The sequence below is a fragment of the Neisseria bacilliformis genome (assembly GCF_014055025.1).
In the GTDB taxonomy this organism is placed as follows: Bacteria; Pseudomonadota; Gammaproteobacteria; order Burkholderiales; family Neisseriaceae; genus Neisseria; species Neisseria bacilliformis.
Genome location: NZ_CP059571.1, coordinates 43,976 through 68,787 on the forward strand (window position 1 = coordinate 43,976; position 24,812 = coordinate 68,787).

At 59.1% G+C, this 24,812-nt stretch carries 27 protein-coding genes and 1 tRNA gene; 9 read left to right on the forward strand and 19 right to left on the reverse strand.

All coding sequences use genetic code 11. The features are described from left to right. Nucleotides 1-68: 68 nt before the first annotated feature. The 11 genes from hfq to H3L91_RS00290 form a co-directional block, all read right to left on the reverse strand. Nucleotides 69-329 (reverse strand): RNA chaperone Hfq, encoded by a 261-nt coding sequence (gene hfq, locus H3L91_RS00240; protein ID WP_007341349.1) that lies wholly within the window; start codon nucleotides 327-329, stop codon nucleotides 69-71. 126 nt (nucleotides 330-455) lie between these two features. Further along, a complete protein-coding gene (greA, locus tag H3L91_RS00245) occupies nucleotides 456-932 on the reverse strand; it encodes a transcription elongation factor GreA (protein WP_040658481.1) in 477 nt (158 codons plus the stop codon). 209 nt (nucleotides 933-1,141) lie between these two features. After that, nucleotides 1,142-1,750 (reverse strand): HI_0552 family protein, encoded by a 609-nt coding sequence (locus tag H3L91_RS00250; protein WP_007341351.1) that lies wholly within the window; start codon nucleotides 1,748-1,750, stop codon nucleotides 1,142-1,144. A 179-nt stretch (nucleotides 1,751-1,929) separates the two neighbouring features. Beyond that, nucleotides 1,930-2,115: a DNA gyrase inhibitor YacG gene (locus tag H3L91_RS00255; RefSeq protein WP_007341352.1), complete on the reverse strand. Its 186-nt coding sequence runs from the start codon at nucleotides 2,113-2,115 to the stop codon at nucleotides 1,930-1,932. Nucleotides 2,116-2,118: 3 nt separating this feature from the next. After that, complete coding sequence (gene zapD, locus H3L91_RS00260; protein WP_007341353.1) at nucleotides 2,119-2,880, reverse strand: cell division protein ZapD; 762 nt, start codon at nucleotides 2,878-2,880, stop codon at nucleotides 2,119-2,121. Between the two features lie 4 nt (nucleotides 2,881-2,884). Beyond that, nucleotides 2,885-3,496 carry a dephospho-CoA kinase gene (coaE, locus tag H3L91_RS00265; protein ID WP_007341354.1) on the reverse strand — a complete coding sequence of 204 codons (612 nt, stop codon included), beginning with the start codon at nucleotides 3,494-3,496 and terminating at the stop codon, nucleotides 2,885-2,887. Next, nucleotides 3,493-4,374 carry a prepilin peptidase gene (locus H3L91_RS00270; RefSeq protein ID WP_007341355.1) on the reverse strand — a complete coding sequence of 294 codons (882 nt, stop codon included), beginning with the start codon at nucleotides 4,372-4,374 and terminating at the stop codon, nucleotides 3,493-3,495. Before H3L91_RS00270 ends, coaE begins: the two co-directional genes overlap by 4 nt. A gap of 6 nt (nucleotides 4,375-4,380) precedes the next feature. Beyond that, on the reverse strand, nucleotides 4,381-5,604 hold the full coding sequence (locus H3L91_RS00275) for a type II secretion system F family protein (protein ID WP_007341356.1): 1,224 nt from the start codon (nucleotides 5,602-5,604) through the stop codon (nucleotides 4,381-4,383). A gap of 18 nt (nucleotides 5,605-5,622) precedes the next feature. After that, nucleotides 5,623-7,296: a type IV-A pilus assembly ATPase PilB gene (gene pilB / locus H3L91_RS00280; RefSeq protein WP_007341357.1), complete on the reverse strand. Its 1,674-nt coding sequence runs from the start codon at nucleotides 7,294-7,296 to the stop codon at nucleotides 5,623-5,625. Between the two features lie 148 nt (nucleotides 7,297-7,444). Then, nucleotides 7,445-9,034 (reverse strand): inorganic phosphate transporter, encoded by a 1,590-nt coding sequence (locus tag H3L91_RS00285; RefSeq protein WP_040658482.1) that lies wholly within the window; start codon nucleotides 9,032-9,034, stop codon nucleotides 7,445-7,447. Nucleotides 9,035-9,554: 520 nt separating this feature from the next. Continuing rightward, nucleotides 9,555-10,427 carry a DMT family transporter gene (locus H3L91_RS00290; protein ID WP_007341361.1) on the reverse strand — a complete coding sequence of 291 codons (873 nt, stop codon included), beginning with the start codon at nucleotides 10,425-10,427 and terminating at the stop codon, nucleotides 9,555-9,557. 320 nt (nucleotides 10,428-10,747) lie between these two features. Here H3L91_RS00290 and H3L91_RS00295 point away from each other — a divergent pair, with 320 nt between their 5' ends. The 5 genes from H3L91_RS00295 to H3L91_RS00315 all read left to right on the forward strand — a co-directional run bounded on the left by H3L91_RS00295 (nucleotide 10,748) and on the right by H3L91_RS00315 (nucleotide 14,249). Further along, nucleotides 10,748-11,110 (forward strand): YbaN family protein, encoded by a 363-nt coding sequence (locus tag H3L91_RS00295; protein WP_007341363.1) that lies wholly within the window; start codon nucleotides 10,748-10,750, stop codon nucleotides 11,108-11,110. 83 nt (nucleotides 11,111-11,193) lie between these two features. After that, nucleotides 11,194-12,408 carry a serine/threonine transporter SstT gene (gene sstT / locus H3L91_RS00300; RefSeq protein ID WP_007341364.1) on the forward strand — a complete coding sequence of 405 codons (1,215 nt, stop codon included), beginning with the start codon at nucleotides 11,194-11,196 and terminating at the stop codon, nucleotides 12,406-12,408. Nucleotides 12,409-12,466: 58 nt separating this feature from the next. Beyond that, nucleotides 12,467-12,874: a hypothetical protein gene (locus tag H3L91_RS00305; protein WP_154647162.1), complete on the forward strand. Its 408-nt coding sequence runs from the start codon at nucleotides 12,467-12,469 to the stop codon at nucleotides 12,872-12,874. Nucleotides 12,875-12,999: 125 nt separating this feature from the next. Next, entirely contained in the window at nucleotides 13,000-13,878 is an 879-nt protein-coding gene (locus H3L91_RS00310; protein WP_244958470.1) for a hypothetical protein, read from the forward strand. Then, nucleotides 13,875-14,249 carry a hypothetical protein gene (locus tag H3L91_RS00315; RefSeq protein WP_154647163.1) on the forward strand — a complete coding sequence of 125 codons (375 nt, stop codon included), beginning with the start codon at nucleotides 13,875-13,877 and terminating at the stop codon, nucleotides 14,247-14,249. Before H3L91_RS00310 ends, H3L91_RS00315 begins: the two co-directional genes overlap by 4 nt. On the opposite strand, the gene H3L91_RS00320 is transcribed toward H3L91_RS00315, so the two are convergent. Beyond that, nucleotides 14,227-15,027, reverse strand: a complete 801-nt coding sequence (locus H3L91_RS00320) for a DsbC family protein (RefSeq protein ID WP_040658484.1) — start codon at nucleotides 15,025-15,027, stop codon at nucleotides 14,227-14,229. The two genes, H3L91_RS00315 and H3L91_RS00320, sit on opposite strands and share 23 nt — an antisense overlap. A 252-nt stretch (nucleotides 15,028-15,279) precedes the next feature. Here H3L91_RS00320 and H3L91_RS00325 point away from each other — a divergent pair, with 252 nt between their 5' ends. Beyond that, the gene (locus H3L91_RS00325) at nucleotides 15,280-16,071 is read left to right on the forward strand and encodes a 3'-5' exonuclease (RefSeq protein ID WP_007341369.1); all 792 of its coding nucleotides are present in this window, start codon (nucleotides 15,280-15,282) and stop codon (nucleotides 16,069-16,071) included. 295 nt (nucleotides 16,072-16,366) lie between these two features. On the opposite strand, the gene H3L91_RS00330 is transcribed toward H3L91_RS00325, so the two are convergent. From H3L91_RS00330 to H3L91_RS00355, 6 genes are all read right to left on the reverse strand, one after another. Then, nucleotides 16,367-17,233 (reverse strand): cysteine ABC transporter substrate-binding protein, encoded by an 867-nt coding sequence (locus tag H3L91_RS00330; RefSeq protein ID WP_040658486.1) that lies wholly within the window; start codon nucleotides 17,231-17,233, stop codon nucleotides 16,367-16,369. Between the two features lie 113 nt (nucleotides 17,234-17,346). Further along, complete coding sequence (locus H3L91_RS00335) at nucleotides 17,347-18,078, reverse strand: amino acid ABC transporter ATP-binding protein (RefSeq protein ID WP_007341371.1); 732 nt, start codon at nucleotides 18,076-18,078, stop codon at nucleotides 17,347-17,349. Between the two features lies 1 nt (nucleotide 18,079). After that, nucleotides 18,080-18,748, reverse strand: a complete 669-nt coding sequence (locus H3L91_RS00340; RefSeq protein WP_040658489.1) for an amino acid ABC transporter permease — start codon at nucleotides 18,746-18,748, stop codon at nucleotides 18,080-18,082. Continuing rightward, nucleotides 18,738-19,397 (reverse strand): amino acid ABC transporter permease, encoded by a 660-nt coding sequence (locus H3L91_RS00345; RefSeq protein ID WP_040658491.1) that lies wholly within the window; start codon nucleotides 19,395-19,397, stop codon nucleotides 18,738-18,740. Before H3L91_RS00345 ends, H3L91_RS00340 begins: the two co-directional genes overlap by 11 nt. A 476-nt stretch (nucleotides 19,398-19,873) precedes the next feature. After that, nucleotides 19,874-21,412, reverse strand: coding sequence for a murein biosynthesis integral membrane protein MurJ (murJ, locus tag H3L91_RS00350; protein WP_007341374.1), 1,539 nt, complete (start codon nucleotides 21,410-21,412; stop codon nucleotides 19,874-19,876). Between the two features lie 46 nt (nucleotides 21,413-21,458). Continuing rightward, nucleotides 21,459-21,534 (reverse strand) — tRNA-Lys (locus tag H3L91_RS00355). A 140-nt stretch (nucleotides 21,535-21,674) separates the two neighbouring features. Here H3L91_RS00355 and H3L91_RS00360 point away from each other — a divergent pair. Together H3L91_RS00360 and hemL are read left to right on the forward strand one after the other, a co-directional pair. Then, a complete protein-coding gene (locus tag H3L91_RS00360) occupies nucleotides 21,675-22,103 on the forward strand; it encodes a hypothetical protein (RefSeq protein WP_007341375.1) in 429 nt (142 codons plus the stop codon). Continuing rightward, nucleotides 22,100-23,383 (forward strand): glutamate-1-semialdehyde 2,1-aminomutase, encoded by a 1,284-nt coding sequence (gene hemL, locus H3L91_RS00365; RefSeq protein ID WP_007341376.1) that lies wholly within the window; start codon nucleotides 22,100-22,102, stop codon nucleotides 23,381-23,383. Before H3L91_RS00360 ends, hemL begins: the two co-directional genes overlap by 4 nt. 132 nt (nucleotides 23,384-23,515) lie before the next feature. Here the strand turns inward: hemL and pyrH are convergent, their stop codons facing one another. Then, nucleotides 23,516-24,235 carry a UMP kinase gene (pyrH, locus tag H3L91_RS00370; protein ID WP_007341377.1) on the reverse strand — a complete coding sequence of 240 codons (720 nt, stop codon included), beginning with the start codon at nucleotides 24,233-24,235 and terminating at the stop codon, nucleotides 23,516-23,518. Nucleotides 24,236-24,460: 225 nt separating this feature from the next. Between pyrH and H3L91_RS00375 the strand changes: the two genes are divergently transcribed. Continuing rightward, a complete protein-coding gene (locus H3L91_RS00375; protein ID WP_007341378.1) occupies nucleotides 24,461-24,799 on the forward strand; it encodes a hypothetical protein in 339 nt (112 codons plus the stop codon). The last annotated feature ends 13 nt before the right edge of the window (nucleotides 24,800-24,812 follow it).

Here is a 24,812-nt window from a genome sequence, read left to right on the forward strand (position 1 = left end):
TACGGGGGCGGGATTATAGCAAAAGGCCGTCTGAAAACTTTTCAGACGGCCTCTGCGTTGCTTCGGGCTTATTCTGCCGGGGTTTCGCCTTCGGCGGCTTTGGTTTCGTGTTGCAGGCTGACGGCGCGGGCGGGAACGATGGTGGAGATGGCGTGTTTGTACACCATTTGCGTAACCGAGGTGTTGCGCAGCAGGACGACGTATTGGTCAAACGATTCGACTTGGCCTTGCAGTTTGATGCCGTTGACCAGGTAGATGGAAACCGGCACGTGTTCTTTGCGCAGTGCGTTCAAAAAAGGATCTTGTAAAAGCTGTCCTTTAGCTGTCATTTTTATACTCCGTTTCGGATGGTTTTTGATTGTTGCGCTGTTGCGCGTTTGCGGGAATGCGGCGGATTGTAACGGTTATCGGCTGCCTTGACTACCTTTGGCGCGGAATCGGCCGCGCCGCAGGGCTCAGACGTATTCGACGGCGACGATTTCGTATTCGCGCACGCCGCCGGGAGCCTGCACTTCGGCCACGTCGCCTTCTTCTTTGCCGATGAGGGCGCGGGCGATGGGCGAGCCGACGGAGATTTTGCCGGCTTTGATGTCGGCTTCGTCTTCGCCGACGATTTGGTAGCGGACGTGTTCGCCGCTGTCGAGGTCTTCCAAATCGAGGGTTGCGCCGAAGACGACTTTGCCTTCGGCGTGGATTTCGGCGGGGTTGATGACGTGGGCGTGCGAGAGTTTGTGTTCGATTTCGGCGATGCGGCCTTCGATGAAGCCCTGGCGTTCTTTGGCGGCTTCGTATTCGGCGTTTTCCGACAAATCGCCGTGCGAGCGGGCTTCGGCGATGGCGGCGATCACTTCGGGGCGGGCGACGCTTTTGAGCTGTTGCAGTTCGCTTTTGAGCAGTTCCGCGCCGCGTATGGTGAGGGGGATTTTTTTCATTCGGGTGTTTTCCTGAATATTTGTTGTGTCAAAAAATACAAAAAGGCAAGCCGCGCGGTGAACGGCGGCTTGCGGTGTCGGGTCGGCGGCATTGTACCAAAAACGGCGGGTTTGGCAATCTTTGCTGCTGAGGCCGTCTGAAAGCACGGCTTCGGCGCAGCCAAAACCGCCAAAGCGTGTTTTCAGACGACCTGTGTGTGTTTGCGGGGTTATTTGAAACAGGCTTCGTAGAGGGGGACGAGTTGGCGTATGGTTTGGGCGATCCATGCCGCGCTGTCGGTTTTGCCGAGGTCGTCGCGCTCTATGTGTTTGCCGATGCAGAAGAAGTCTTCGTCGTCTTGCAGCTCGGCGGGGGTATCGGCGACTGTGCCGTAGTCGGCGTATTCGTTTTCTGTGCCGTGCCAGAGGTCGAAGGCGACGTAGCGTTTGTGATCCAGCGCGTCCAGCCATTGGTTGTATTGGGGCAAGGCGATGGGGGAGACGTTGGCTTTGTAGCAGTGCCAGTCGAGGCTGACGGTGAGGCGGCGGCGGTTGAGGAGGACGGAGAGGATGGCGGCGGCGTCGCGGTGTTGCGCGTATTTGAAGTAGGCGAAGAAGTGGGCGCGTACCTGCCAGCCGTTGCACCAGCGTTCGATGTGCGGCGGGGCGAAGGGTTCGCCAAGTTCGGCGGCGACTTGTTTGATGAGGGTCTGCCAGTCCTGCCAGGCGGCTTTGTAGTCGGCCTTGATTTGCGGGATGCTTTCGGGCTGGTATTTTTTGAGCTGGGCAAACTGGTAGAAGGGGATGTCGAACAGGCGGCTGTGTTGCGGGGTGAGCATGGGTTTTGTCGGCGGCTGGGTTGGGAAAGGGGTTAAAGTCTTTGGCGCGGCAGCGGGCACTTTGCGCAAAGGAGCCAAACGGGTTCTGAGACCGTCTGAAAGCGCAGTTTCAACGAAGTTAAAACACGGCTTCGGCGCAGCCAAAACTGTGGTGCGTTTTTCAGACGGCCTGCTTGGGTTTAATGGGTTGGCGGCTCGGAGAAGGGTTCTTCTTCGGCGGATACGCGGTAGCTGCCGTCCGCCCATGCGCCCAGGTCGGCGGTTTTGCAGCGTTGGCTGCAAAAGGGACGGTAGGGGTTGCGCGGCGAGAATTCAGCGGGTTTGCCGCAGCGTGGGCATTTGACGGTGGGGGCGGGCTGGTTCATCGTTTATCCGGTTTCGCGGTTGAAGCTGCTCATCATCATTTTGAAGGGGATGTCTTTGTCAACCTGCGGGCCGCGCGGGCGTTCTTCGGAAATGGCGAGGAAGCGGATATGGGTAAAGTATTTGTTGGCGGACACTTCGGGCATGACGCGCTGGTCTTTGCCGACTTCGATGCTGAGCAGGTGGATGTTTTGCGCAAGACTGGCGTGCTGGTAGTTGCCATGTTTGGCGGTGCAGCTTACTTCCCATGAGTTTTGCCGCAGGATGCGCAGTAGGACGGAAATGGCGTCGTAGGTGGGCATCAGGGTGCGTATCCATTTTTGCAGGTCGGCGCGGCGTTCTTCGTAGGGGCGTTGCTGCCAGTAGTAGTAGGAGGGCAGATCGAACGGGCTGGTGCCGCCGGGGACGAGCATGCGCTGTTTGAGTGCCATCAGCCATTCGTTTTCGCGCAGGTGCTGGCCGAATTTCTGCTGGATGCCGAGCAGCCCCTGTGCGACTTGTTTGAGGTCTTCCTGCAACATTTGCGCGGATTCCTGCGTGCGCGATTGCGCCACCATTTGTTTCTGGCGTTCGAGTTCCTGCAAGATGTCGAGTTTCAGTTCGGCGCGGGCGGCGGATTCCATGATGTCGAACAGGGTGGAGAGGGCGAGGTGGTGCGCCCATGCCGAGTGGTGGCAGGAAATTTCGTCTTGGAAGCGTTTGAAGAGGTATTCGATCCGCAGGAAGTTGCGCACGCGCTCGGACAGTGGGTGTTCGAATGTAATCATGGTGTCAGGGTGTGGGATGTTGGAAACGTGCCTGGTAATAGGGATTCAGACGGCCTATTTTCTGCCGCAGCTCCTGCGTGCTGCCGTTGTTGAGGAGAATTTCGCCGGCCAGGCGACGGCGTTGCCTGTCGTCTGCCTGGGCGGCAACGAACTGCCGCACTTGTTCTTCAGGAAGGCCGCTGCGGCGCATGACGCGCACGATCCGTGTCTGTTCGTCGGCTTCGACCAGCAAAACGCCGTTGATGTTCCTTTGGAAATCAGGCTGTTCGGCCAGCAGGGGGATTTCGATTATACCGTATATGTGTCCGCCGTATCGGCTCTGCCGCCGTATGGTTTCGTCCAGAATCATGGGCAGCAGGATGTTTTCCAAACGTTTTTTCGCTTTTTCGTCGGTAAGGACTTTCTGCCTCAATGCAGCCCGGTTCAGGAGGCCGTCTGAAAATATTTCCGCGCCGAAAGCCTGTCGCAGCAGGGGCAGTGCCTTGCCTTGTTCACCGGTCAGTTCGCGCCCGATTTGGTCGGTATCCAAAACCGGTACGCCCAAAGACGCAAATTCGGCAGCGGCCTGTGATTTCCCGCTGCCGATTCCGCCGGTCAGGCCGATCCAGGCCGTCATGACAAACCCGACATGTGCAGCCACCAGCGGATGCCGGCGGACACTTTGTCGTAGCCGATAAAAACCAGCCAGCCGGCAATGGCCAAACAGGGGCCGAACGCCATCGGCTCTTTCTGCCTCACGCGCATGACAAGGGCGGCAACGCAGCCGACTATCGCGGCGGCAAAAACGACAACCGGCAATACGGCCGCCCCCAGCCATGCGCCGAGCGCGGCCAAAAGTTTCCAGTCGCCGCCGCCCACGCCGTCAATACCGCGCACTGCTTTGTGTGCGGCATTTAGCAGACGCAGGCTCATATAGCCGCATACGGCTCCGACCACGGCCTGCTGCAAGCTGACCAAGCCGTTGCCGCCGTAGTTGGCCAGCAGCCCCAGCCATATCAGCGGTAGGGTGAGTTCGTCGGGCAGGTACTGCGTGTCGGCATCGATAAAGGTCAGCGCAATCAGCATGGCGGTAAACACCAAACCGGCAAGCGTCAGCCAAGACCAACCGTAACGCACGGCCACCGCTGCAAACATGCAGGCGGTTAGTATTTCGATGGCCGGATAGCGCATGCTGATGGGGGTGCGGCAATGCCCGCATTTGCCCCTGAGCAGCAGATAGCTGACAACGGGAATATTCTGCCACGGTTTTACGGCATGTCCGCATTTCGGACAGCGCGAAGCCGGTTTGGTCAGGCTGAACGGCTGCCGTTCCGCTTCCGTCGGCTCGATAGCGAGATGTTCTTTCGCCAGCAAAGTCGATTCCCGCTCCATCATTACCGGCAGCCGGTAGATGACGACGTTCAGGAAGCTGCCGACCAGCAGGCCGAAAACAGCCGACAAATGGACAACCCACGATCCGTAGTTTTCGGCCATGCGGAGGTAAAAATCGTCCATAAACGCTTAGCCGACCACGTTGCCCAAGTTGAACAGCGGCAGGTACATGGCTACCAATATGGTACCGATGATGCCGCCAAGCACAACCATGATGATCGGTTCCATCAGCGAAGAAAGCTGGGCAACTGCCGTATCCACTTCTTCCTCATAGAATTCCGCCGCTTTATTCAGCATATCATCCAAAGAACCGGATTCTTCACCGATGGAGGCCATCTGAATGACCATATTGGGGAACAAACCTGTGCTCTGCATACCGGAAGTCAACGAAAGACCCTGGTTGACTTGTGATTTGATATTGAGCGTGGCTTCTTCGTACAAGATGTTGCCCGATGCCCCGGCGACAGAATCCAAAGCCTCCACCAAAGGCACGCCGGCAGCAAACAGACTGGCCGTTGTCCTTGCCCAGCGGGCGATGGTAGCCTTGCGGACAATCGCGCCAAAGATGGGGAGTTTCAAAGTCCAAGCATCGACTTTCTTCTGGAATTTTGGTGATGTTTTATGGAGATGGATTAACGCCACTACTGCGCCAATCAAACCGATGATCACCAACCAGCCGTAGCTGACGAAGAAATCAGACATGGTCATCATAAACTGAGTAAGGGGTGGTAATTCTGCGCCCATATCCTTATAAACTTTACCGAATGCGGGCAGCACAAACATCATCATAACAATGACTAATACAACAGCGACTACAACAATTGCGATAGGATAAGTCAGCGCAGATTTCACCTTTTTCTTGATCGACTGGGTTTTTTCCTTATAGACGGCCAGCTTGTCCAAAAGGTTTTCCAGCACACCACCCGCTTCGCCGGCTGCTACCAAGTTACAGTAAAAACGGTCAAAATATTTGGGATGTTTGGCAAACGCCGAACCCATAGACTGACCTTGCTCCACATCGCTTTTCACCGACATCAGCAACTGTGTCATTGACGGATTGGCATGGCCGCGCGCCACGATTTCAAAAGCCTGCATCAGCGGCAGACCCGCTTTCATCATGGTGGCCAGCTGGCGGGTAAAGACGGTGATGTCTTCCTGCGTAATCCGCTTTTTACGGGTTGCTTTGACTTTGGTGATACGCAGCGGTTTGATGCCTCTGCGCAACAACTTTCTCTGTGCGTCCTCCTCATTGGCCGCAACCACCTCGCCGCGCACAATCTGATCGCTTTGGGTATGCTTGCCTTCAAAGGTAAAACGTTTGCCTTTTTCTTTATTTGCTTGGTTAGTTTTCATTTTCCCAGTCCATTTCAATTAATCGTTAGTGTTGCCCAATACTTCTTCCAAAGAGGTGATTCCGTCCATTACCTTCAGCAAACCGGCTCGGCGCAGATCGACCATTCCTTCTTTGTAAGCCATTTGCTGAATGTCCACTTCGGTGCCGCCTTCCATGATGACGCGCTGCATTTCGTCGGTAATCGGCATAACTTCATATACGCCGGCACGGCCTTTGTATCCTTTTCCTCGGCAGGTATCGCAGCCGACCGCGCGGTACATCGTCCAGTCTTTGGCCAAATCTTCTTCGGTAAAGCCGGCTTTTTTCAGCGCGTGTTCGGGCGGTCTGTCCATCGGTTCTTTACAGTTTGAACAAAGCCGCCGCAACAGCCTTTGCGCCATAATCAGGCTGACCGAGCTGGCAATATTGAAAGGCGCAACGCCCATGTTCAGCATACGGGACAGAGTGGCCGGCGCATTGTTGGTATGCAGGGTGGAAAACACCATATGGCCTGTTTGTGCCGCCTTAATGGCGATGTCCGCCGTTTCCAAGTCGCGGATCTCACCCACCATGATGATGTCCGGGTCTTGGCGCAGGAAGGATTTCAACGCGGCGGCAAAGGTCAGACCCTGTTTGTCGTTTACGTTTACCTGATTGATGCCCGGGAGGTTGATCTCGGCGGGGTCTTCCGCCGTGGAAATGTTCACACCCTCGGTATTCAGAATGTTCAAGCAGGTATAGAGCGAAACTGTTTTACCCGAACCGGTCGGGCCGGTTACCAGAACCATGCCGTACGGGCGGTGAATAGCTTCGAGCAGCAAATCTTTTTGGAAGTCCTCAAAACCGAGCTGATCAATATTCAGAGAGGAGGCATCGGAATTCAAAATACGCATCACCACTTTTTCGCCGAACAGGGTCGGCAGTGTGCTGACACGGAAGTCTGTCGGGCGGCCGTGCTTGGAGAAGGCGATTTGGATGCGGCCGTCCTGCGGAATGCGTTTTTCGGAGATGTCGAGTTTGGCCATCACTTTGATGCGCGAAGCCAACTGGCTGCGCACGGCGACAGGCGGCTGAACAACTTCGCGCAATTGCCCGTCCACACGGAAACGGACGCGTGCGGTGTGTTCGTAAAATTCGAAATGGATATCCGATGCGCCGGCATTCAAAGCGTCGGCCAAGGTTTTTTGGATAAACCGCGCAATCGGCCCGTCTTCCGCTTCCTGATCGTCGATGAACAAAGCCTGCGGCGCAGCGGTATCCAACTGTTCCTGCGACATTTCGCGCAAAATAGTGGTGGAACGCTGCGCCAGCCATTCGGTCAGTGTCAAAAGCTGATCGTGGCGCACGACAATCAGGTCGGCGGAATAGCCGGTGATCAGTTTTTGGAATTCCTGAATCCGTGTCGGATCGGACACGGCCAGATAGAGTTTCCCGCCCCGCTTGAAGATCGGGATGCAGTTGTTTTTCTGCATCTGCTCTTCCGGCAGGATGTCCTGCACGATGTTGCTGCGCGGGTAATAGGTCAGATCCAAAACAGGGTAGTTGAAGATTCCGGCCAGCAGTTCGGCCAGAGACTTCGGGTCGGTAACGTTATCATTAAAGAGCATGGGGATGATGTCTTTTCCCGCCCCCAATGCCTTCTGATACCGTTCGACCTGCTCGGCGGACAGTATGCGGTTTTGCGCTAAAACCCTTAATAATCCTACACTCATGTAAATTTATCCCCGTTTGCGGCAGGTGATGCCGCGCATCGTGATTCTTAAAAAATTTTGTCCATTATAAATAACTGCACAGCATATGACAAAATTTTCCAATTATCTGTAAAGAAAGTTCATTAAATCCCTGCTGCGGCAAACCGTTTCAGCCGAAAGCCGTTTGCAGGCCGAAAAAGCAAAGCACCGACAGCAGCGAGGCGGCGGGCAGGGTGATAACCCAGGCCAAAGCGATCGGTTTCATCGCTTTCCAGTTGGCGTTGCGGTTGACCAGGCCGATGCCCAGCACCGCTCCCACCAGAATGTGCGTGCTGGATACCGGCAGGCCGAGCATCGAAGCGGCCATGACGACCGAGGCGGCGGACAGCTCGGCGGTAAAACCCGAAGCAGGGTGCATCTCCGCCAAACTGGTACCGACGGTGGCGATAACTTCCTTGCCGATAAACCACAGGCCGACAATCAGGGCGATGCCGAAGGTCAGCAAAACGATGGAAGGAACAGGTGCGGACGCGCCGATTTGGTCGGTGCGCAGCACGTCCATAATCGCAGCGAAAGGGCCGATGGCGTTGGCGATGTCGTTCGCGCCGTGGCTGAACGCGAATCCGGCGGCGGTAAACACCTGCATCCACGAAAACAGCAGAAAAGTCGATTTCGCCAAATCCTTGCGTTTCAAAGTTTTGGCATAGATAAAGGTGGCCAGCCAGATGCCCGCGCCTATCATCAGGATGGTCAGATAGCTGACCAGATCGCCCAAGCCCAGATTCAGGTTTTTCAAACCCTTAAAAATCAGCATCGAGGCTATCATCATGCCGCCGCCGGCCGAAATCAGCGGCACCCACGAATGCAGGGCTTTGTAGGCGTCGATGCTGCTTTTGCGCTGTTCGATGACATACAGCCCCTTGTAATAGGCCGATTCCAGCTCGTCGGGATCGAAATCGGATTCGCCGTAAATCTGCGCGTCGCGCGCCATGGCCGAGGCGGCTTCGAGGCGTTCCTGCTCAGGCAGGGCTTCAAAGCGCAGGCGGTGTTCTTCCTTATAGGCTTTGCGTTCGGCTTTGACTTCTTTCAGGCGTTTGACGATTTCTTCGTTGTAGTCGAGAACGTGCTTTTTTACTTGATAAAACAAAACGTAGGAAACTAGCCCGCCCAGCATCGGCGACAACACCCACGATATGGCGATTTCGCCGATTTTGTCCCACTGCACCAGCGTGAGCGTGCCGTCGGCGTTGTACGTCAGCAGATAGCCCAGCATCATCGAGCTGCCGACCAGGCCGCCGATGATGGCGTGGGTGGTGGACACCGGCAACCCTTTTTTGGTGGCGAACAGCAGCCACAGCGCGGCGGCCAGCAGCGCGGACATCATCACGTAAACAAACTGCATCGGCTGCATCGGCAGGGCTTCCATGCGCACGATGCCGTTGCGGATGGTTTCGGTTACCTCGCCGCCGGCGATGACCGCGCCGCTCACTTCAAACACAGCCGCTACCAGCAGCGCCTGCGGGATGGTCAGCGTGCCCGCGCCCACCGAAGTGCCGAACGAATTGGCCACGTCGTTGCCGCCGATATTGAAGGCCATGAACACACCGAACAGCGTGGCCAGCAGGAACATCGCGGTGTGGTTGTGGTTGGTGTAGCCCATCCCCCAATAAATAAAATAGCCGACCATACCGATAAGCATGGCGGCGAATGCAAGATTGGTTTTGTACATGGAACCCGAAGCAGCGTTCGTTTGAGCCATGATTTCACATTCCTTGGGAAGACAAAGACGAAACAGGGAGTGCGGCGCAACCCTGCGGTTCGCCTGCATTATAGATTCAACGGCATTGAGCCGAAAGGTTTTAATGACCGGCGCGGCGGAATTTTTCTCCCGCCGAGCCCACCGCCCGTTTGGCGCAAGATGGCAAATATATGTAAATAAAAAGACTATTTGTGAAATATTCCCGCTGCATTGCGTCATGCGGCCGCGTTTGCACGCAACACTTTTTGCCGACGGTCGACGGCGGCGCGTTCAGACGGCCTCTTGCGCCCTTGCCGCCCGAACCGCCCCGCAACACAGGAAACAACGCCCTGCCCCGACATCGGAGGCCGTCTGAAAACACGGTTTCGGCGCAGCCAAAACCTGCAAACGGCGTTTGCCCGTATCGGAACAGTATTTTCAGACGGCCTCTTGTCCCCTTGTCCGGCCAAATGTCCGCTTTACCGGCAGAAGCCGTCTGAAAACACGGTTTCGGCGCAGCCAAAAACCGATTCCGTGCTTTTCAGACGGCCTGCCGTTTTTTCGCCATGATTTGCGGCAGCGCGCCCGCGCAGAAAGTGGCGGCCACCACAATCAGGATGCCCAGCCACGACAGCGGCGTGATGTGCTCGCCCAGTATCAGCACCGCCAGCAACACGCCGAACACCGGTTCCAGCGACAGCAGCACGCCGGTCATATTGGCGGGCACGGTAAGCATCCCCTTGTTCCACAACAGATACGCCAGCCAGCTGCACCCCACGCCCAGATACAGCACCGCCGCCACGCCCTGCGCGTTCCAGCGCACCGCATAGCTTTCCGCCAGCAGCAGCGTGAACGGCACACAGAGCACGGCGGCAGCGGCCAGCGACACCGACGTGTAGGCCGGCGCGCCGATTTCGGCGATCAGCCGCTGCGTCGGGCGGGTGATGGCGCAGAACACCACCCCGCCGCAAAACACCAAAAAGCAGCCGAACAGGCTCACGCCGCCTTCCGCGCCGCCGCCCAATATCAGCAACGCCACACCGGCAAAGGCCGCCGCGCCGCACAGCCAATGAAACCAGCGCGCCTTGTCGTGGAAGAAAAAATGGCCGATAAACACCATCAGCAGCGGTTCGAGGCCGATCACGGTAACCGCGCTGGCGGCCGAAGTGTATTTCACGCCGATAAACTGCAACATCAGCACGCCGATATAGTTGCAAAACGACAGCCACAACAATGGCTTCCATTTGTCGCGCGGAATCCTGCCCATATGGCGGCGGCACACGGGCAGCACGATCAGCGCGGCGACAACCAGCCGCAGCTGCACCGTCATCGCGGGGTCGGCCATCGTTTCCGCGTATTTCGCGGCGATAAAGGTGCTGCTCCACACCAAGAGGGCGATAATCTGATAGGGCATAAACACAATTCCTTGCGTCAGACGGCAGGCCGTGCGCAGAGGCCGTCTGAAAATAGTTTTTCGCAACGGCAACCGCTTTGCGCGCGGCGGAGGCATTTTGACTGTGCCGAAGCCGCGCTTTTCAGACGGCCTCAAAAGCGGCGGATTGTAACCGACGCAGGCCGTCTGAAAAAAGCCGCGCCGCAAGCGCGTTTCGGCCGTACCGAAGCCATGCTTTCAGACGGCCTCATCCTTCCGCGCCGCCTTGAAAAAACGTATCATTGCGCACCTTTCTGCGGCTGCGGCGGCGCAGAAAGCGTTTTAAAAACAAAAGGAAAAACATGATCACACGCTCACTCTTATGGCTGGCCGGCGCGGTGTCGTTGGCTTTGGGCATCATCGGCATCGTACTGCCCGGCCTGCCCACCACCCCTTTCGTGCTGCTGGCCGCGCTGTGCTGGGCGAAAGCCTCGCCGCGTTTCCACCGCTGGCTCTACCACCACCGCTATTTCGGCCCGATGGTGCAAAACTGGGACGAAAAACGCGCCGTGCCGCGCCGCGCCAAATATTTCGCCTTCGCCATGATGACCTTTTCCTGCCTCCTCCTGCTGTGGCGTTTCCCCGAACAATGGTGGGTGGCGGCCGGCGTGGCGGCGGTGTGCCTTGCCAGCGCGGTGTGGATGTGGCATCTGCCCGACGCATAAACGCAGCGGCGCGGCCTGCTGTTCAACCCCCGCCGTTTCTTATAGAATGCAAGCCTTTATTAGAATATGTAAAGGTGTCAACAATGTCCGGCAATACGGTCTTCCATACCCTGCTGCGCATGAACGTGGTCAAACAAATCGTCATCGGCCTGCTGCTGGGCATCGCCCTGTATATCGTGTCGCCGCAGGCCGCCATGGCGGTGCAGATACTCGGCAAAATGTTCGTCGGCGCGTTGCAGGCCATCGCCCCGTTTCTCGTGTTCGTGCTGGTAACGGCGGCCATCACCAAGCACCAGAAAGGCAACGAAACCCAAATCAAGCCCATCCTGCTGCTCTACCTTATCGGCACGCTCGGCGCGGCTCTGGTGGCCGTGGCGGCGGGCTTGGCCTTCCCCACCACGCTCGCGCTGGGCAGCGCGAAAGAAGGCTTCAACCCGCCGCAGGGCATCGTCGAAATCCTGCACACCCTGATGATGAAGCTGGTGGACAACCCCGTCAGCGCGCTGGCCGGCGGCAACTACATCGGCATCCTCGCCTGGTCGCTGCTGCTGGGCTTCGCCCTGCGCCACGCCTCGCAGACCACCCGCGCCGTCGTCGCCGACACCGCCGACGCCGTATCCGCCATCGTCCGCTGGATCATCCGCTTCGCCCCGCTGGGCATCTTCGGCCTCGTCGCCTCCACCCTGGCCGAAACCGGCTTCGGCGCGCTCTTGGGCTATCTGAAACTGCTTGCCGTGCTGGTCGGCTGCATGCTGTTTGTCGCGCTCGTGTTCAACCCCCTGATTGTCTGGTGGAAAATCCGCAAAAACCCCTACCCGCTGGTTCTGCTCTGCCTGCGCGAAAGCGGCGTGCCCGCCTTCTTCACCCGCTCCTCCGCCGCCAACATCCCCGTCAACATGGCACTGGCGAAAAAACTCGGCCTGCACGAAGACACCTATTCCATCTCCATCCCGCTGGGCGCCACCATCAACATGGCCGGCGCGGCCATCACCATCACCGTGCTCGCCCTCGCCGCCGCGCACACCAAAGGCATCGCCGTCGATTTCCCCACCGCCCTGCTGCTGAGCCTCGTCGCCACCGTCAGCGCGTGCGGCGCGTCGGGCGTGGCCGGCGGCTCCCTGCTGCTGATCCCGCTGGCGTGCAGCCTGTTCGGCATCGACCACAACGTCGCCATGCAGGTCGTCGGTGTCGGCTTCGTCATCGGCGTGATACAGGACTCCTGCGAAACCGCGCTCAACTCCTCCACCGACGTCCTCTTCACCGCCGCCGCCGACCTCGGCAGCCGCCGCGAACCATAAGAACCTCTATTCACGCTTCCCATAGGCAACAGGCCGTCTGAAAAACAGGAAAACAGCTTTGGCTGCGCCGAAACCGCCTTTTCAGACGGCCTCAACACATCCAAACCTCGCCGCCATGCAACTCGAAATCCTCAAAAACACCGTCCGCCTGCGCGGCACCCCTGCCGAGCTCCAAGCCGCCGCAGACGGTGTGCCTGTCGCCGCCGAAATCACCCGCAGCAGCAAACGGCGCAACAAAACCTTCTGCGGTATGCTGGAAATCGCCTGCAGCGGCGAAGACGACCTGATTGCCGCCACCGCAGACGGTGCGCGCCTCACCCTCTCCGACGACAACACCGGCCTGCTGCGCCGCCACGCCGCCACCGCCGCACGCAGCGGTCTGCCGGTTTCCTGCGAACTGGCCGACCTTGCCGACGCGGCATCCGGCCGCAGCCTTTGCTTCTACCTCTTTGTCGAGGCCGTATGAAAGCACGGCTTCGGCGCAGCCGAACCCCGTTTTCCCGTTTGTGGCTTCGCCGAAACTGCGTTTTAACTTCGTTGAAGCCGCGCTTTTCAGACGGCCTCAACATCAAAAAAGCCCCAAGCCCCGCCATGCCCGACACCCTCCCCGCCCTCGTTGAAGAAGCCTACCGCCTGTTTGCCCCCTGCCCCGCCGCCTTTCCGCTGGCCGTCTGCACCTGCGAATGCTGTTCGCCCGAAGACTTCCAGCGCGAATTGCTGCGCCACCCCCTGCGCCAAATTCCCATCGGCTGCCTGCAAGCCTATCTCGGCAGCGTCCCCCTCGCCGACGCAGCCGCCACCGCCCGCGACATGCAGCACTTCCTGCCGCGCATACTCGAAGGCATCGTGCGCGACGAAGACATCCGATGCCTGGAAGAAATGCAGCTCGACAAACTCTGCTGCAACCTGCCCCAAGTGTGGACGGCCGAACAACTCGGCTTCATGCACCGCTTCGCCCGCGCCTGGTTCGTCCGCCAACTCACCGCCGCGCCCGACTACGGCAACCCCGCCGCCGCACTCGTCATGTTCCACCACGCCGGCCTCGCCACCACCGCCGAACTGCTCGACATCTGGACGCGGCACGCCGCCTGCCTGCCCGCCCTCCCCGCCTTTGTCGAAACATGGGCGGCCCTGCCCGTCGGCGGCAAACAATGGCGGCAGGCGTTCTACCTCCCCGCCGACCGCCGCGACCCCGCCGCCTTCAACCAAGCCTTCGCGCAATGGTTCGCCCAACCCGCCACCCGCGCCGCCTTCCACACCGCCCTCGAAACCGCCCTGCTCGAAAACCAAGCCCCGCCGACGAAATCCCCCTGTGGGAATGCTGCTACGACTGGCTCGAAAACAGCACAAAGGCCGTCTGAAAAGCATGGCTTCAACGAAGTGGAAACGCCGCTTCGCCGCCGAAACCAAACCGCACCACCCTACTCCCCCGAACGGCGTCATTCCCGCGCAGGCGGGAATCTTGTTTGATGCTCATAAGTGATAGCGGAAACAAGCCATTGTTTAAGACCAACCAAGATTCCCGCCTGCGCGGGAATGACGATGACTTAACTATTTTTTGTTTCATTTTAGGGTCTGTTGACAATCAGCCTTGCGTCGGTGTTTTTGGCAAAAAATACCCGCCTGCCGCGTCAAAAATGCCCGCAGATGTTCAACCTTGCCGCGCTTTTTTCCTTGCATTCGGCATTTTTTCTCAAAAAACCGTCTCGCAAGCCGAATGTCAACAGACCCTGGTTTTGCAAAAGTTTCAGAATATGAAAGGCCGTCTGAAAACCGCAAAATACGGTTTTCAGACGGCCTTTATGCTGTTGCGCCGGTTTATTTCTTCTGGTTGTCTCTGATGAGTTTTTCCAGATGCGGCAGCGGGGAGAAACCGGCCTGGGTTTTGCCGTTGGGGAAGACCAGGGCGGGGGTGCCGTTGAAGCCGAGCTGTTCGCCCAGCGAGGTGGTTTCGGCGACGGGGTTGTCGCAGGCGGCGGCTTTGGGCGGCATGTTGCCTTTGCGCATCCAGGTCGTCCAAGCGGCGGTGCGGTCGGGCTGGCACCAGATTTGTTCGGCCTTGCGCGCCGCGTCGGGGTGGAGGCTGGCCAGCGGCATCATGAAGTTGTAGATCGTGATGTCGGTCATTTTCTCAAACTCGTGTTCCAGCCGTTTGCAGTAGGGGCAGTCGGGGTCGGAGAAGACGGCGATTTTCAGCTGGCCGTTGCCGCGCACTTCTTTGATGGCTTTGTCGAAGGGCAGGCTGTCGAATTCCACCGCGCTCAATTCGGCGTTGCGCTCGTCGGTGAGGCTTTTGCGGTTTTTCACGTCGATAAAGTCGCCCACCAGCATATAGTCGGCCTGCGCGTCGGTGTACACCACGGTTTTGCCGCTGAGCACCACTTCATACAGGTGCGCCAGCGGGGTGGCGTAAACGGCCTGCACTTTGATCTGCTGCTCGGCGTAGGCTTTTTCCAGTTTGGTGCGGATGTTTTTTTCCACGGTGGGGTCGAGTCGGGCGGCGGGCGCGGGCTTGGCGGCGGATTTCGCGCCGTGGTTGGCGACCTGCGCTTGGTTTTCGCCGCAGGCGGCCAGCATCAGGAAGGCGGCGGAGAGGGCGGACATGAGTTTTCTGTTCATATCTTCTTGGTTTTCAAGGTTGCAAAAGGCCGCCATTATGCCGAAAAACCGCCGCCGCCGCCTGCCATTTTGCATGACAAAAGCCGCAGCCTGCGGCACAATCCGCTCGTTTTGCCGACGGAGAAGCCGCTGTGGCTCTGAATCTGCCCGAGTGGCATACGCCCGAACAATGCCTCGCCATCCTCGCCGCGCTGCCGCAAAAGCCGCCGCAGCCGTTGATTGTCAACAGACCCTGCAAAAGGAGTGAGCCATATGATCCCCATCCTCGCCTTCGACATCGAAACCGTGCCCGACGCGCACGGCATCCGCCTGCTGCACGGCCTGCCCGCCGATTTGTCCGACGCGCAAGTCGTGGAATGGGCGCAGCAGAAACGCCGCGCCAAAACCGGCGGCGACTTCATGCCGCTGCACCTGCACCGTGTGGTAGCGGTTTCCTGCTGCATGCGCTGGGGGCAGGACAAAATCCACGTCGGCACCATCGGCGACATCGGCGACGATGAAGAAACCGTCATCGCCCGCTTTTTCGAGCTGGTGGAAAGCCACACGCCGCAGCTGGTGAGCTGGAACGGCGGCGGCTTCGACCTGCCGGTTTTGCACTACCGCGCCCTCATCCACGGCATCGAAGCCGCCCGCTACTGGGACATGGGCGAAGGCGGTTTCGGCGACAGCCGCGAGTTTAAGTGGAACAACTACATCAGCCGCTACCACAGCCGCCACTGCGACCTGATGGATTTGTTGTCGCTCTACCAGCCCCGCGCCGCCGTGCCGCTGGACGAGATGGCCAAGCTGTGCGGCTTCCCCGGCAAGCTGGGCATGGACGGCGGCAAGGTGTGGGAGGCGTATCGGGAAGGCCGTCTGAAAGACATCCGCGACTACTGCGAAACCGACGCGGCCAACACCTATCTGATGTACCTGCGTTTCTGCCTGATGGGCGGCGCGATGGACGCCGACGAATACGAGCAGGAAATCCGCCGTTTGAAAAACTATCTGACCGGCCTTGCGGGCGAGCAACACTGGCAGGAATTCCTCGCGGCGTGGGGGTGAATACAAGGATAGAGGCCGTCTGAAAACGCTTTTTGGCTTTGCCGAAACTGCGTTTTCAGACGGCCTCTGATGTTGTGCAGGATGTGGCGCAAGCCGCGCACGCGGTTTCGGAATCCCTGCACGGCCAAGAATGCGTGCGTCGCCTCGGGGCGACACACCCTACCTTATGCGCCGCTGTTGCGTTATCGGCGTGTGCGTTATCAATCCGCAAAAGAGGCCGTCTGAAAAGCGTTTTCGCGTTTTTCAGACGGCCTCTCTGTTTTAACAAAAAACGTTTGACAAAAAACAGGCGGGTTTATTCGGCCAAAATGTCTTCGGGTTTCACTTTGTCGCCGTACACCGGTTTGAGGGTTTTTTCGTAGGCGGCTTTGAGGCGGCCGTCTTTTTTCATGGCGGCGATTTCGGCGTTCACCCAGTCGAGCAGGGCTTTGTCGCCTTTTTTCACGGCGGGGGCGATGACTTCGGCCGGGCCGATGTTGCCGATGGCCACTTCGTAGCCGGGGTTTTCTTTCGCCCATGCCCACAAGAGCGCGTTGTCGTGCGCGAGGGCGACGCCGCGTCCGTCTTTGAGGGCGTCGAAGGTTTCGGTGTTCTGGTCGAATTTGAGCAGTTTCACTTCGGGGTGGTTTTTGCTGAAAAACGCGTCGGCGGTGGTGCCTTTGTTGACCAGCAGGGTTTGGTCTTTGAGCTGGGCGATGTCGGTAACCGGTTTTTTGTCGGGGGAAACGACGCCGAGGGCGACTTTCATGTAGGGGGCGGCGAAATCGACGGCTTCGGCGCGTTCGGGGGTTTGGGTGAAGTTGGCCAGAACGAGGTCGACTTTGCCGGAGCGGGCGTATTCGACGCGGTTGGCCGCTTCGGTGAGGACGAATTCCACTTTGTCGGGGCTGCCGAGCAGGTCTTTGGCCATTTCTTTGGCGATTTCGACGTCGAAGCCCTGGTTTTTGCCCTGGCTGTCCACGTAGCCGAAGGGGGGTTTGTCGCCGAACACGCCGATGCGGATGACGCCTTTTTCTTTGATGGCGGCCACGGTGTCGGCGGCGGGGGCGGCGGGTGTGCCGCTGGCGGATTGGGCGGTGTCGCCGCTGCCGCCGCAGGCGGCCAGACCGAGGGCGAGGGTTGCGCCTGCGAGCAGGGCTTTGAATTTGCTGTTGAGCTGCATGTGTTTTCCTTTCGGTTGCGGGTGGGTAAAGGGGCGGACGGTTTGAGGCCGTCTGAAAATCTTGCGGCAGGAAACGCGTGCGTCGCCTTGGGGCGACACACCCTACATTTTGTTCAGTAGTCCATGCCGGCAAGGAACTGTTTGGCGCGTTCGGTTTGCGACGCGGTGAAGAAGTTTTCGGGGGTGTTTTCTTCGATGATCGCGCCCTTGTCCATGAAGACGATGCGGTCAGCCACTTTGCGGGCGAAGGCCATTTCGTGGGTAACGATCAGCATGCTCATGCCTTCGCGGGCGAGTTCGAGGACGACTTCGAGCACTTCGCGCACCATTTCGGGGTCGAGGGCGGCGGTGATTTCGTCGAGCAGGATGACTTCGGGGTTGAGGCAGAGGGCGCGGACGATGGCGATGCGCTGTTTCTGCCCGCCGGAGAGTTCGCGCGGGTAGGCGTTTTTGCGGTCGAGCAGGCCGACGCGCTCGAGCAGTTTGTCGGCCTGCGCTTCGGCCTCGGCGCGGCTGCGTTTTTGCACTTTCAGGGGGCCGAGCAGGATGTTGTCGATGACGCTCATGTGGGCGAACAGCTCGTAGCTTTGGAACACCATGCCGACTTTCTGCCGCGCGGCCTGCCAGGAAACGTCTTTGCCGAAGGTGCCGACGCCTTCCATCGCAATCTCGCCGCCCTGGTGTTCTTCGAGGCCGTTGATGCAGCGCAGGAGGGTGGATTTGCCGCAGCCGGAGGGGCCGAGCAGGACGATGACTTCGCCTTTGTGCAATTCGAGATCCAGCGATTGCAGGGCGGTGGTGTTGCCGTATTGTTTGTGCAGCTTGCGCACGCTCAGGAGTGCCATGTCAGTGTTCCCATTTGTTTTCCAGCCGCGCCGCCAAGAGCGACAGCGGCCAGCAGCAGAGGAAGTAGAGGATGAAAATTAGGCCGTACACCCAAAGCGAGGCGTTGGGCACGGTGAGCAGCGAGTTTTCGATAATCTGCTGGCCGACCTTCACCACTTCGATCACGCCGATAAGCGAGGCCAGCGAGCTGGTTTTGATCATGCGGGTGAAGAGGTTGATCGCGCCGGGCAGCACGCGGCGCACGCTCTGCGGCAGTTCGATGTAGACAAAAACCTGCCGCCGGCTCAGGCCGAGGGCGAGGGCGGATTCGGTTTGGTGTTTTTCAACCGATTCGAGCGCGCCGCGCACTAAGTCGCCCATTTCGGCCACGCCCCACAGGGTGAACACCCACACGCACACCCACAGCCCGTCGATGTGCACGCCCGTCCACACCGACAGGCCGAAATAAAAGCCGAAGAGCCACACCAAAATCGGCACGATGCGCACGGTTTCCAGATACAGGCGGCCGGCAAAGCGCAGAAGGCGGTTGCGCGAACGCAGCAGCAGTCCGAACAGCGTGCCGAACACGCAGGAGAAGGCCACCGAAAGCAGGGAAATCTGCGCCGTCAGCAGCAGCCCTTTGCCCAAACGGGCGATGTTCTGCCCCTCGAAAAGCCAGTCAAGCACCATATTTCGCACTCCGCACGCGGTTTTCCGCCCACCGCGCCAAAAGCGAGAGCGGCAGCAGGATGACGAGGTAGGCGGCAAACAGAAGCAGCAGGGCTTCGTTGGTTTTGTAGTCCATGCCGATGATGTCTTTGGTAACGAACAGCAGCTCGGCCACGCCCACCGCGCTGACAACGGAAGTTTCCTTAATCAGAAACAGCACGTTCGCCCCCACCGCCGGCAGGGCGACCGCCCACGCCTGCGGCAGCTCCACATAGCGGAAAACCTGCCATCGGCTCAGCCCCACCGCCTTGCCCGCCTCAATCTGCCCCTGCGGCACGGCGAGGATGCCCGCGCGCAGGGCCTCGGCCATGTAGCTCGCACCGAGGAAGGCGAGCGCGATCACGCCGCAGGTGAAGCCGTCCCATTTGATGCCCGCCTTGGGCAGGCCGTAATACAGGAAGAAAAGTTGGATCAGCAGCGGCGTGTTGCGCGAAAGCTCGATATAGGCGCGGGCGGGGGCGTACAGCGGCCGGATTTTGTAGGCCGTTACCACCGCCACCGCCAGCCCGAACAGCAGCGACAGGGCGATGCCGTACAGCGAGAGTTCCAGCGTGAGCTTGGCGGCCTCGGCGAATTTGGGCACGGCGTTGAAAAGATAGGTCCAGTTCATGAAACGGCGCGGGAAACGGGAAAAGGCGGCATTGTATGGTTTTGTAAGCGCGCACGGCAAATAGCCCTGCGGAATAAGGCCGTCTGAAAAAGGGTATAAGGAGTTGGAAGATGGGAGAGGCCGTCTGAAAAAATGCCGTCATTCCCACACAGGCAGGGATAACGGAATGGCGGGTCATACGTAGGGTGTGTCGCCCCAAGGCGACGCACGCGTTCTCTGCCGTGCAACAAATCCGCGCGGTTTCCCCAAAACATCAAAACCGCGTGCGTGGCTGCGCCACACACCCTACGCTCGTTACAGTAGGTCGGGCATTTATGCCCCGACGTTTTTCAAATTCGCCGGTGTTAGTCGGGCATGAATGCCCGACCTGCTGCGCTGTGCAACAAAGAGGGTAAGAGGCCGTCTGAAAAACCGGTTTTACGGTTTTCAGACGGCCTCTTACTATGCGCGTGATGCGGCGTTTCTTGTTCCCGCCCTCAGTTTTCCGCACGCCGGAAATGATGCGGACGGAAGCCCAGTGCGGCAAGCGAAGTGAAGTAGAGGGTGATGCCCAGAAGCACCAGCCAGAAAAGCTGCAAGGCTTTCTGCCAGCCGCGCACGTCTATCCATTCGAGCGGCATCAAGGTTTGCGCCGCCAACAGGCCGCCGCCCATCACCGCCAGCGCGGCGGCGAGTTTGGCGAGAAAGCCCCGCCAGCCCGCTTCGGGGCGGTACAGTCCTTTGACCCGCAGCAGGGTGTAGAGCAGCGCGGCGTTCAGGCATGCGCCGAGGCCGACGGAGAGCGAGAGGCCGACGTGTTTGAGCGGCACGATGAAGGCAAGATTCATGATTTGGGTAACAACCAGCGTGAACACGGCGATTTTCACCGGCGTTTTGATGTTTTGTTCGGCATAAAAGGCGGGCGCGAGCACCTTGATCATAATCTGGCCGACAACGCAGAAGGAGCAGGCCATCAGCGCGTTTTTGGTCATCACCGCGTCGTGGGCGGTGAAGCCTTTGTTGACGAACATGGTGGCGATCAGCGGGTAGGCGAGCACGGCCAGCCCCAGCGCGGCGGGCGCGGCCAGCAGGCAGCACAGCCGCAGCCCCCAGTCGAGCAGCTTGGAAAACTCGCGCGGGTTGCGCCCGAGCGCGTGTTTGGACAGGGTGGGCAGCAGGATGGTGCCGAGGGCGACGCCGAGCACGCCGGTGGGCAGTTCGGTGAGGCGGTCGGCGTAATACATCCAGGAAATGCTGCCGCTTTGCAGGTAGGAGGCGAATATCGTGTTGATAACAAGGGAAATCTGCGCCACGCTGGCGGCGAAGATGGCGGGCATCATCTGTTTGACCACGCGGTTGACCGCCGAGTTTTTGAAATCGAGCTTGGGCAGGTTGAGAAAGCCCTGTTTCGCCAGCCAGGGCAGTTGGAAGGCCAGCTGCAAGATACCGCCGACAAACACCGCCCAGGCCAGCGCGGTAACCGGCGGGTCGAAATAGGGAACGAAAAACAGGGAAAAGGCGATGAACGACAGGTTGAGCAAAACCGGCGTGAAGGCGGGGATTTGGAATTTGTGGTAGGTATTGAGAATAGAGCCGACGAAAGACGACAGGGAAATCAAAAAGATATAGGGAAACATAATCCGCAGCAGGTCGGTTGCCAGCGCGAATTTGTCGGGATTTTTGGCAAAGCCCGTCGCCGTGATGCCGATAATCCACGGCGCGGCCAGCACGCCGAGGGCGGTTACGACGGTGAGCGCGAAGGTGAGCATGCCGGCGATGTACTGCACAAACTCGCGCGTCGCCTCGGGCGATTTGGTCTCTCTGTATTCGGCCAGCACCGGCACGAACGCCTGCGCGAACGCGCCTTCGGCGAAGATGCGCCGCAGCAGGTTGGGCAGCTTGAAGGCGGTGAAAAACGCGTCGGTGGCATCGCCCGCGCCGAACACCCGCGCAATGATCATGTCGCGGACAAAGCCGAGGATGCGCGAGAGCATGGTCATGCTGCCGAGTTTGCCGAGGATGGGGAGCAGGTTCATAGCCGTTGCGAAAAAAAAGCCAAGTTTTGCAACCTGGCTTGATGAATGGTGGGTCGTGAGCGATTCGAACGCTCGACCAACGGATTAAAAGTCCGCTGCTCTACCGGCTGAGCTAACGACCCGGCGATGAATTTGAAGAAGCGCGGATAATAATGGGCTCAGGCAAACGTGTCAAGCGTTTTCTCTGTTTTTTTGCCGCGCGGCGGCGGAGGCCGTCTGAAAAATAGTAAAATGCCGCGCTTTCACCCATAGGAAAACCGCCGTGCGCCGCCTGCCCCTGCTCGTTTCCATATTCCTGCTCGCCGCCTGCGCCTCCGATTTCAGGCAGCGCGAAAACGCCTTTCTTCGCCGCGAAAGCGAAGAAACGCTGGCGCGGAAAATCGTCAAAGGGCAGACCACCCGCGCCGATATGGAAGCCATGTTCGGCAAGCCTTCGCGCTATTACAGCAACGGCTGTTACACCTATGAAATCACGACGCTGCCGTTGTACACCTTCCTGACCGGTTATTTCTACATGAAAACCCGCTACGACACATGGAAGCTGTGCGTCGATTACGCGGGCGACACTGTGGCCGACTACCGTTTCAGCCACGATGTCAAAAACGACATCGATTCCCCCGTCGGCAGCCTGATCCAAGACATTTTCAGACGGCCTAAAAAATCCCCCCAATCCGAAAAGGAAACCCCATGACCCGCAATGAAACCCTGTTTAACCGAGCCAAATCCATCATCCCCGGCGGCGTGAACTCGCCCGTGCGCGCTTTCGGCAGCGTGGGCGGCGTGCCGCGCTTTATTCAAAAAGCCGAGGGCGCGTATGTGTGGGACGCAGACGGCACAAAATACATCGATTACGTCGGCTCTTGGGGGCCGGCGATTGTCGGCCACGCCCACCCCGAAGTAATCGAAGCCGTGCGCGAAGCCGCTTTGGGCGGTTTGTCGTTCGGCGCGCCCACCGAGGGCGAGATTGTGATTGCCGAAGAAATCGCCAAACTCGTGCCCAGCGTCGAACAGGTGCGCCTGGTCAGCTCGGGCACGGAAGCCACCATGTCGGCCATCCGCCTCGCACGCGGCTTTACCGGCCACGACAAAATTATCAAATTCGAGGGCTGCTACCACGGCCATTCCGACAGCCTGCTGGTGAAAGCGGGCAGCGGCCTGCTCACGTTCGGCAATCCCTCTTCCGCAGGCGTGCCCGCCGATTTCACCAAACACACGCTGGTGTTGGAATACAACAACGTCGCCCAACTGGAAGAAACCTTCGCGCAAATCGGCGGCGAAATCGCCTGCGTCATTGTTGAGCCGTTTGCCGGCAATATGAACTTGGTCAGGCCGTCTGAAAACTTTGTCAAAGCCTTGCGTGAGCTTACCGCCAAACACGGCGCGGTGCTGATTTACGACGAAGTGATGACGGGTTTCCGCGTTGCGCTCGGCGGCGCGCAGTCGCTGCACGGCATCACGCCCGATTTGACCACCATGGGCAAAGTGATCGGCGGCGGTATGCCGCTGGCCGCGTTCGGCGGGCGCAAAGACATCATGGCCTGCATTTCCCCGCTCGGCGGCGTGTATCAGGCGGGCACATTATCGGGCAACCCCGTCGCCGTCGCCGCAGGCTTGAAAACGCTGGAAATCATCCAACGGCAGGGCTTCTACGAAAACCTCACCGAGCGCACCGCGCAGTTGGTTGACAGCTTCAAAACCGCCGCCGCCGAGACGGGCGTGGCATTCTCCGCCGACAGCGTGGGCGGCATGTTCGGCTTGTATTTTGCCGACCGTCTGCCGCAAAACTACGCCGACATGGCGCGTTCAAATGTGGACGGCTTCAAAACCTTCTTCCACGGTATGCTCGACAAATCCGTCGCCTTCGGCCCCTCCGCCTACGAAGCAGGCTTCGTTTCCGCCGCGCACACCAGCGGGCTGATCGAAGAAACCGCGGCGGCCGCGAAAGAAGTGTTTAAGGCAATGGCCGTCTGAAAAAACAATCTGCCAAAAAAGCAGCCTGAAAGCGGAAAACCGGTCTACATCCCGACGCGGCATTTAAATAGGCCGTCTGAAAACCCGTAAAACGGATTTTCAGACGGCCTCTCGGTCTATTCGTGCAATCAATCAGCAGTGCACCAGCGTGCCCTCGTTTTCGCCGGCGATAACGCGTTTGAGCGCGCCTTCCTGTGCGATGCCGAACACGACGATGTTGAGCCTGCGTTCGCGGCAGAGGGCGAAGGCGGTAGCGTCCATCACTTTGAGGTTTTTGTTTAAGGCTTCGTCGAAGGTGATGGTGTCAAAGCGGGTGGCGGCGGGGTCTTTTTTCGGGTCGGCAGTGTACACGCCGTCCACATTGGTGGCTTTGAGCATCACGTCGCAGTTCATTTCCGCGCCGCGCAGGGCGGCGGCGGTGTCGGTGGTGAAGAAGGGGTTACCCGTGCCGCCGGCGAAGATGACGACCTTGCCTTCTTTCAGATACTGGATGGCTTTGGGGCGGGCGTAGGTTTCGGCAATCTGCTGCATCGACAGGGCGGATTGGACGCGGGCTTTCACGCCCAGCGACTCGAACGCGTCTTTGAGGGCGAGGGCGTTCATCACGGTGGCCATCATGCCCATGTAGTCGGCGGTGGCGCGGTCCATGCTGGCGGCCTGCGAGGACACGCCCCGGAAGATGTTGCCGCCACCGACGACGATGCCGACCTGCACGCCCATATCGGCGATTTCTTTCACCTGGCCGACGATGCGCATGATGGTGTCGCGGTTGATGCCGAAGGGGTCGGCGCCCATCAGGGCTTCGCCGGAGAGTTTGAGGAGGACGCGTTTGTATTTGAGAGGGGCGGTCATGTGGGATTCCTTATATAACGGGGTGGGAAGGCAAAACGGCGGGCATTATACGCTTATCCCGCGCCGCGCCCGAGAGGCCGTCTGAAAAAATTCCGGCGGGGGGAAGCGGAAGCTGTTTTGCGTCAAACGGGCGCGGCGGCAGGCGGCGCGGCGCGGCGTTTCGGTTTACAATCCGTCTGCCGTTTCAGACGGCCTTTTCCAACATTCCGATTAGGAGACAACACCATGAAAACCAAACTCGCCGCCGCCCTGCTCTGCCTGTGCGCCTGCTCCGCCCACGCCGCCTGCACGCAGAGCAGCCAGCAGTGCGTGCACTACAAAAACGGCAATGTCGCCGGCGAAGGCGCGTGCACGGTAACCAAATGCCAGGACGCATCCGGCAGCTCGCTCAAATGGCAGCAGAAAGGCGGCGCGGCGGTGGCAGTGGAAACGAAAAACGGCAAAACCACAGTCAACGGCAAGCCCGGCGGCCAGGTGAAAAACGGCAACGCCGCCAGCATGGGGCTGACCTGCTACGGCGTGGCCGCCAACAAGGGCGAGCAGTTCTGCGCCACAAGCTACTGATTTGCGATTTGCC

Coding starts and splice junctions, on each gene's coding strand:
- H3L91_RS00255 (WP_007341352.1), bottom strand. CDS start 2,115: ATGAACCAGCCCGCCCCCACCGTCAAATGCCCACGCTGCGGCAAACCC.
- H3L91_RS00375 (WP_007341378.1), top strand. CDS start 24,461: ATGAAAACCAAACTCGCCGCCGCCCTGCTCTGCCTGTGCGCCTGCTCC.
- sstT (WP_007341364.1), top strand. CDS start 11,194: ATGTCCGGCAATACGGTCTTCCATACCCTGCTGCGCATGAACGTGGTC.
- H3L91_RS00325 (WP_007341369.1), top strand. CDS start 15,280: ATGATCCCCATCCTCGCCTTCGACATCGAAACCGTGCCCGACGCGCAC.
- pilB (WP_007341357.1), bottom strand. CDS start 7,296: ATGAGTGTAGGATTATTAAGGGTTTTAGCGCAAAACCGCATACTGTCC.
- greA (WP_040658481.1), bottom strand. CDS start 932: ATGAAAAAAATCCCCCTCACCATACGCGGCGCGGAACTGCTCAAAAGC.
- hemL (WP_007341376.1), top strand. CDS start 22,100: ATGACCCGCAATGAAACCCTGTTTAACCGAGCCAAATCCATCATCCCC.
- H3L91_RS00345 (WP_040658491.1), bottom strand. CDS start 19,397: ATGAACTGGACCTATCTTTTCAACGCCGTGCCCAAATTCGCCGAGGCC.
- murJ (WP_007341374.1), bottom strand. CDS start 21,412: ATGAACCTGCTCCCCATCCTCGGCAAACTCGGCAGCATGACCATGCTC.
- H3L91_RS00320 (WP_040658484.1), bottom strand. CDS start 15,027: ATGAACAGAAAACTCATGTCCGCCCTCTCCGCCGCCTTCCTGATGCTG.
- pyrH (WP_007341377.1), bottom strand. CDS start 24,235: ATGACCGCCCCTCTCAAATACAAACGCGTCCTCCTCAAACTCTCCGGC.
- H3L91_RS00330 (WP_040658486.1), bottom strand. CDS start 17,233: ATGCAGCTCAACAGCAAATTCAAAGCCCTGCTCGCAGGCGCAACCCTC.
- H3L91_RS00295 (WP_007341363.1), top strand. CDS start 10,748: ATGATCACACGCTCACTCTTATGGCTGGCCGGCGCGGTGTCGTTGGCT.
- H3L91_RS00275 (WP_007341356.1), bottom strand. CDS start 5,604: ATGAAAACTAACCAAGCAAATAAAGAAAAAGGCAAACGTTTTACCTTT.
- H3L91_RS00270 (WP_007341355.1), bottom strand. CDS start 4,374: ATGGACGATTTTTACCTCCGCATGGCCGAAAACTACGGATCGTGGGTT.
- H3L91_RS00335 (WP_007341371.1), bottom strand. CDS start 18,078: ATGGCACTCCTGAGCGTGCGCAAGCTGCACAAACAATACGGCAACACC.
- H3L91_RS00250 (WP_007341351.1), bottom strand. CDS start 1,750: ATGCTCACCCCGCAACACAGCCGCCTGTTCGACATCCCCTTCTACCAG.
- H3L91_RS00340 (WP_040658489.1), bottom strand. CDS start 18,748: ATGGTGCTTGACTGGCTTTTCGAGGGGCAGAACATCGCCCGTTTGGGC.
- zapD (WP_007341353.1), bottom strand. CDS start 2,880: ATGATTACATTCGAACACCCACTGTCCGAGCGCGTGCGCAACTTCCTG.
- H3L91_RS00285 (WP_040658482.1), bottom strand. CDS start 9,034: ATGGCTCAAACGAACGCTGCTTCGGGTTCCATGTACAAAACCAATCTT.
- H3L91_RS00310 (WP_244958470.1), top strand. CDS start 13,000: ATGCCCGACACCCTCCCCGCCCTCGTTGAAGAAGCCTACCGCCTGTTT.
- coaE (WP_007341354.1), bottom strand. CDS start 3,496: ATGACGGCCTGGATCGGCCTGACCGGCGGAATCGGCAGCGGGAAATCA.
- H3L91_RS00290 (WP_007341361.1), bottom strand. CDS start 10,427: ATGCCCTATCAGATTATCGCCCTCTTGGTGTGGAGCAGCACCTTTATC.
- hfq (WP_007341349.1), bottom strand. CDS start 329: ATGACAGCTAAAGGACAGCTTTTACAAGATCCTTTTTTGAACGCACTG.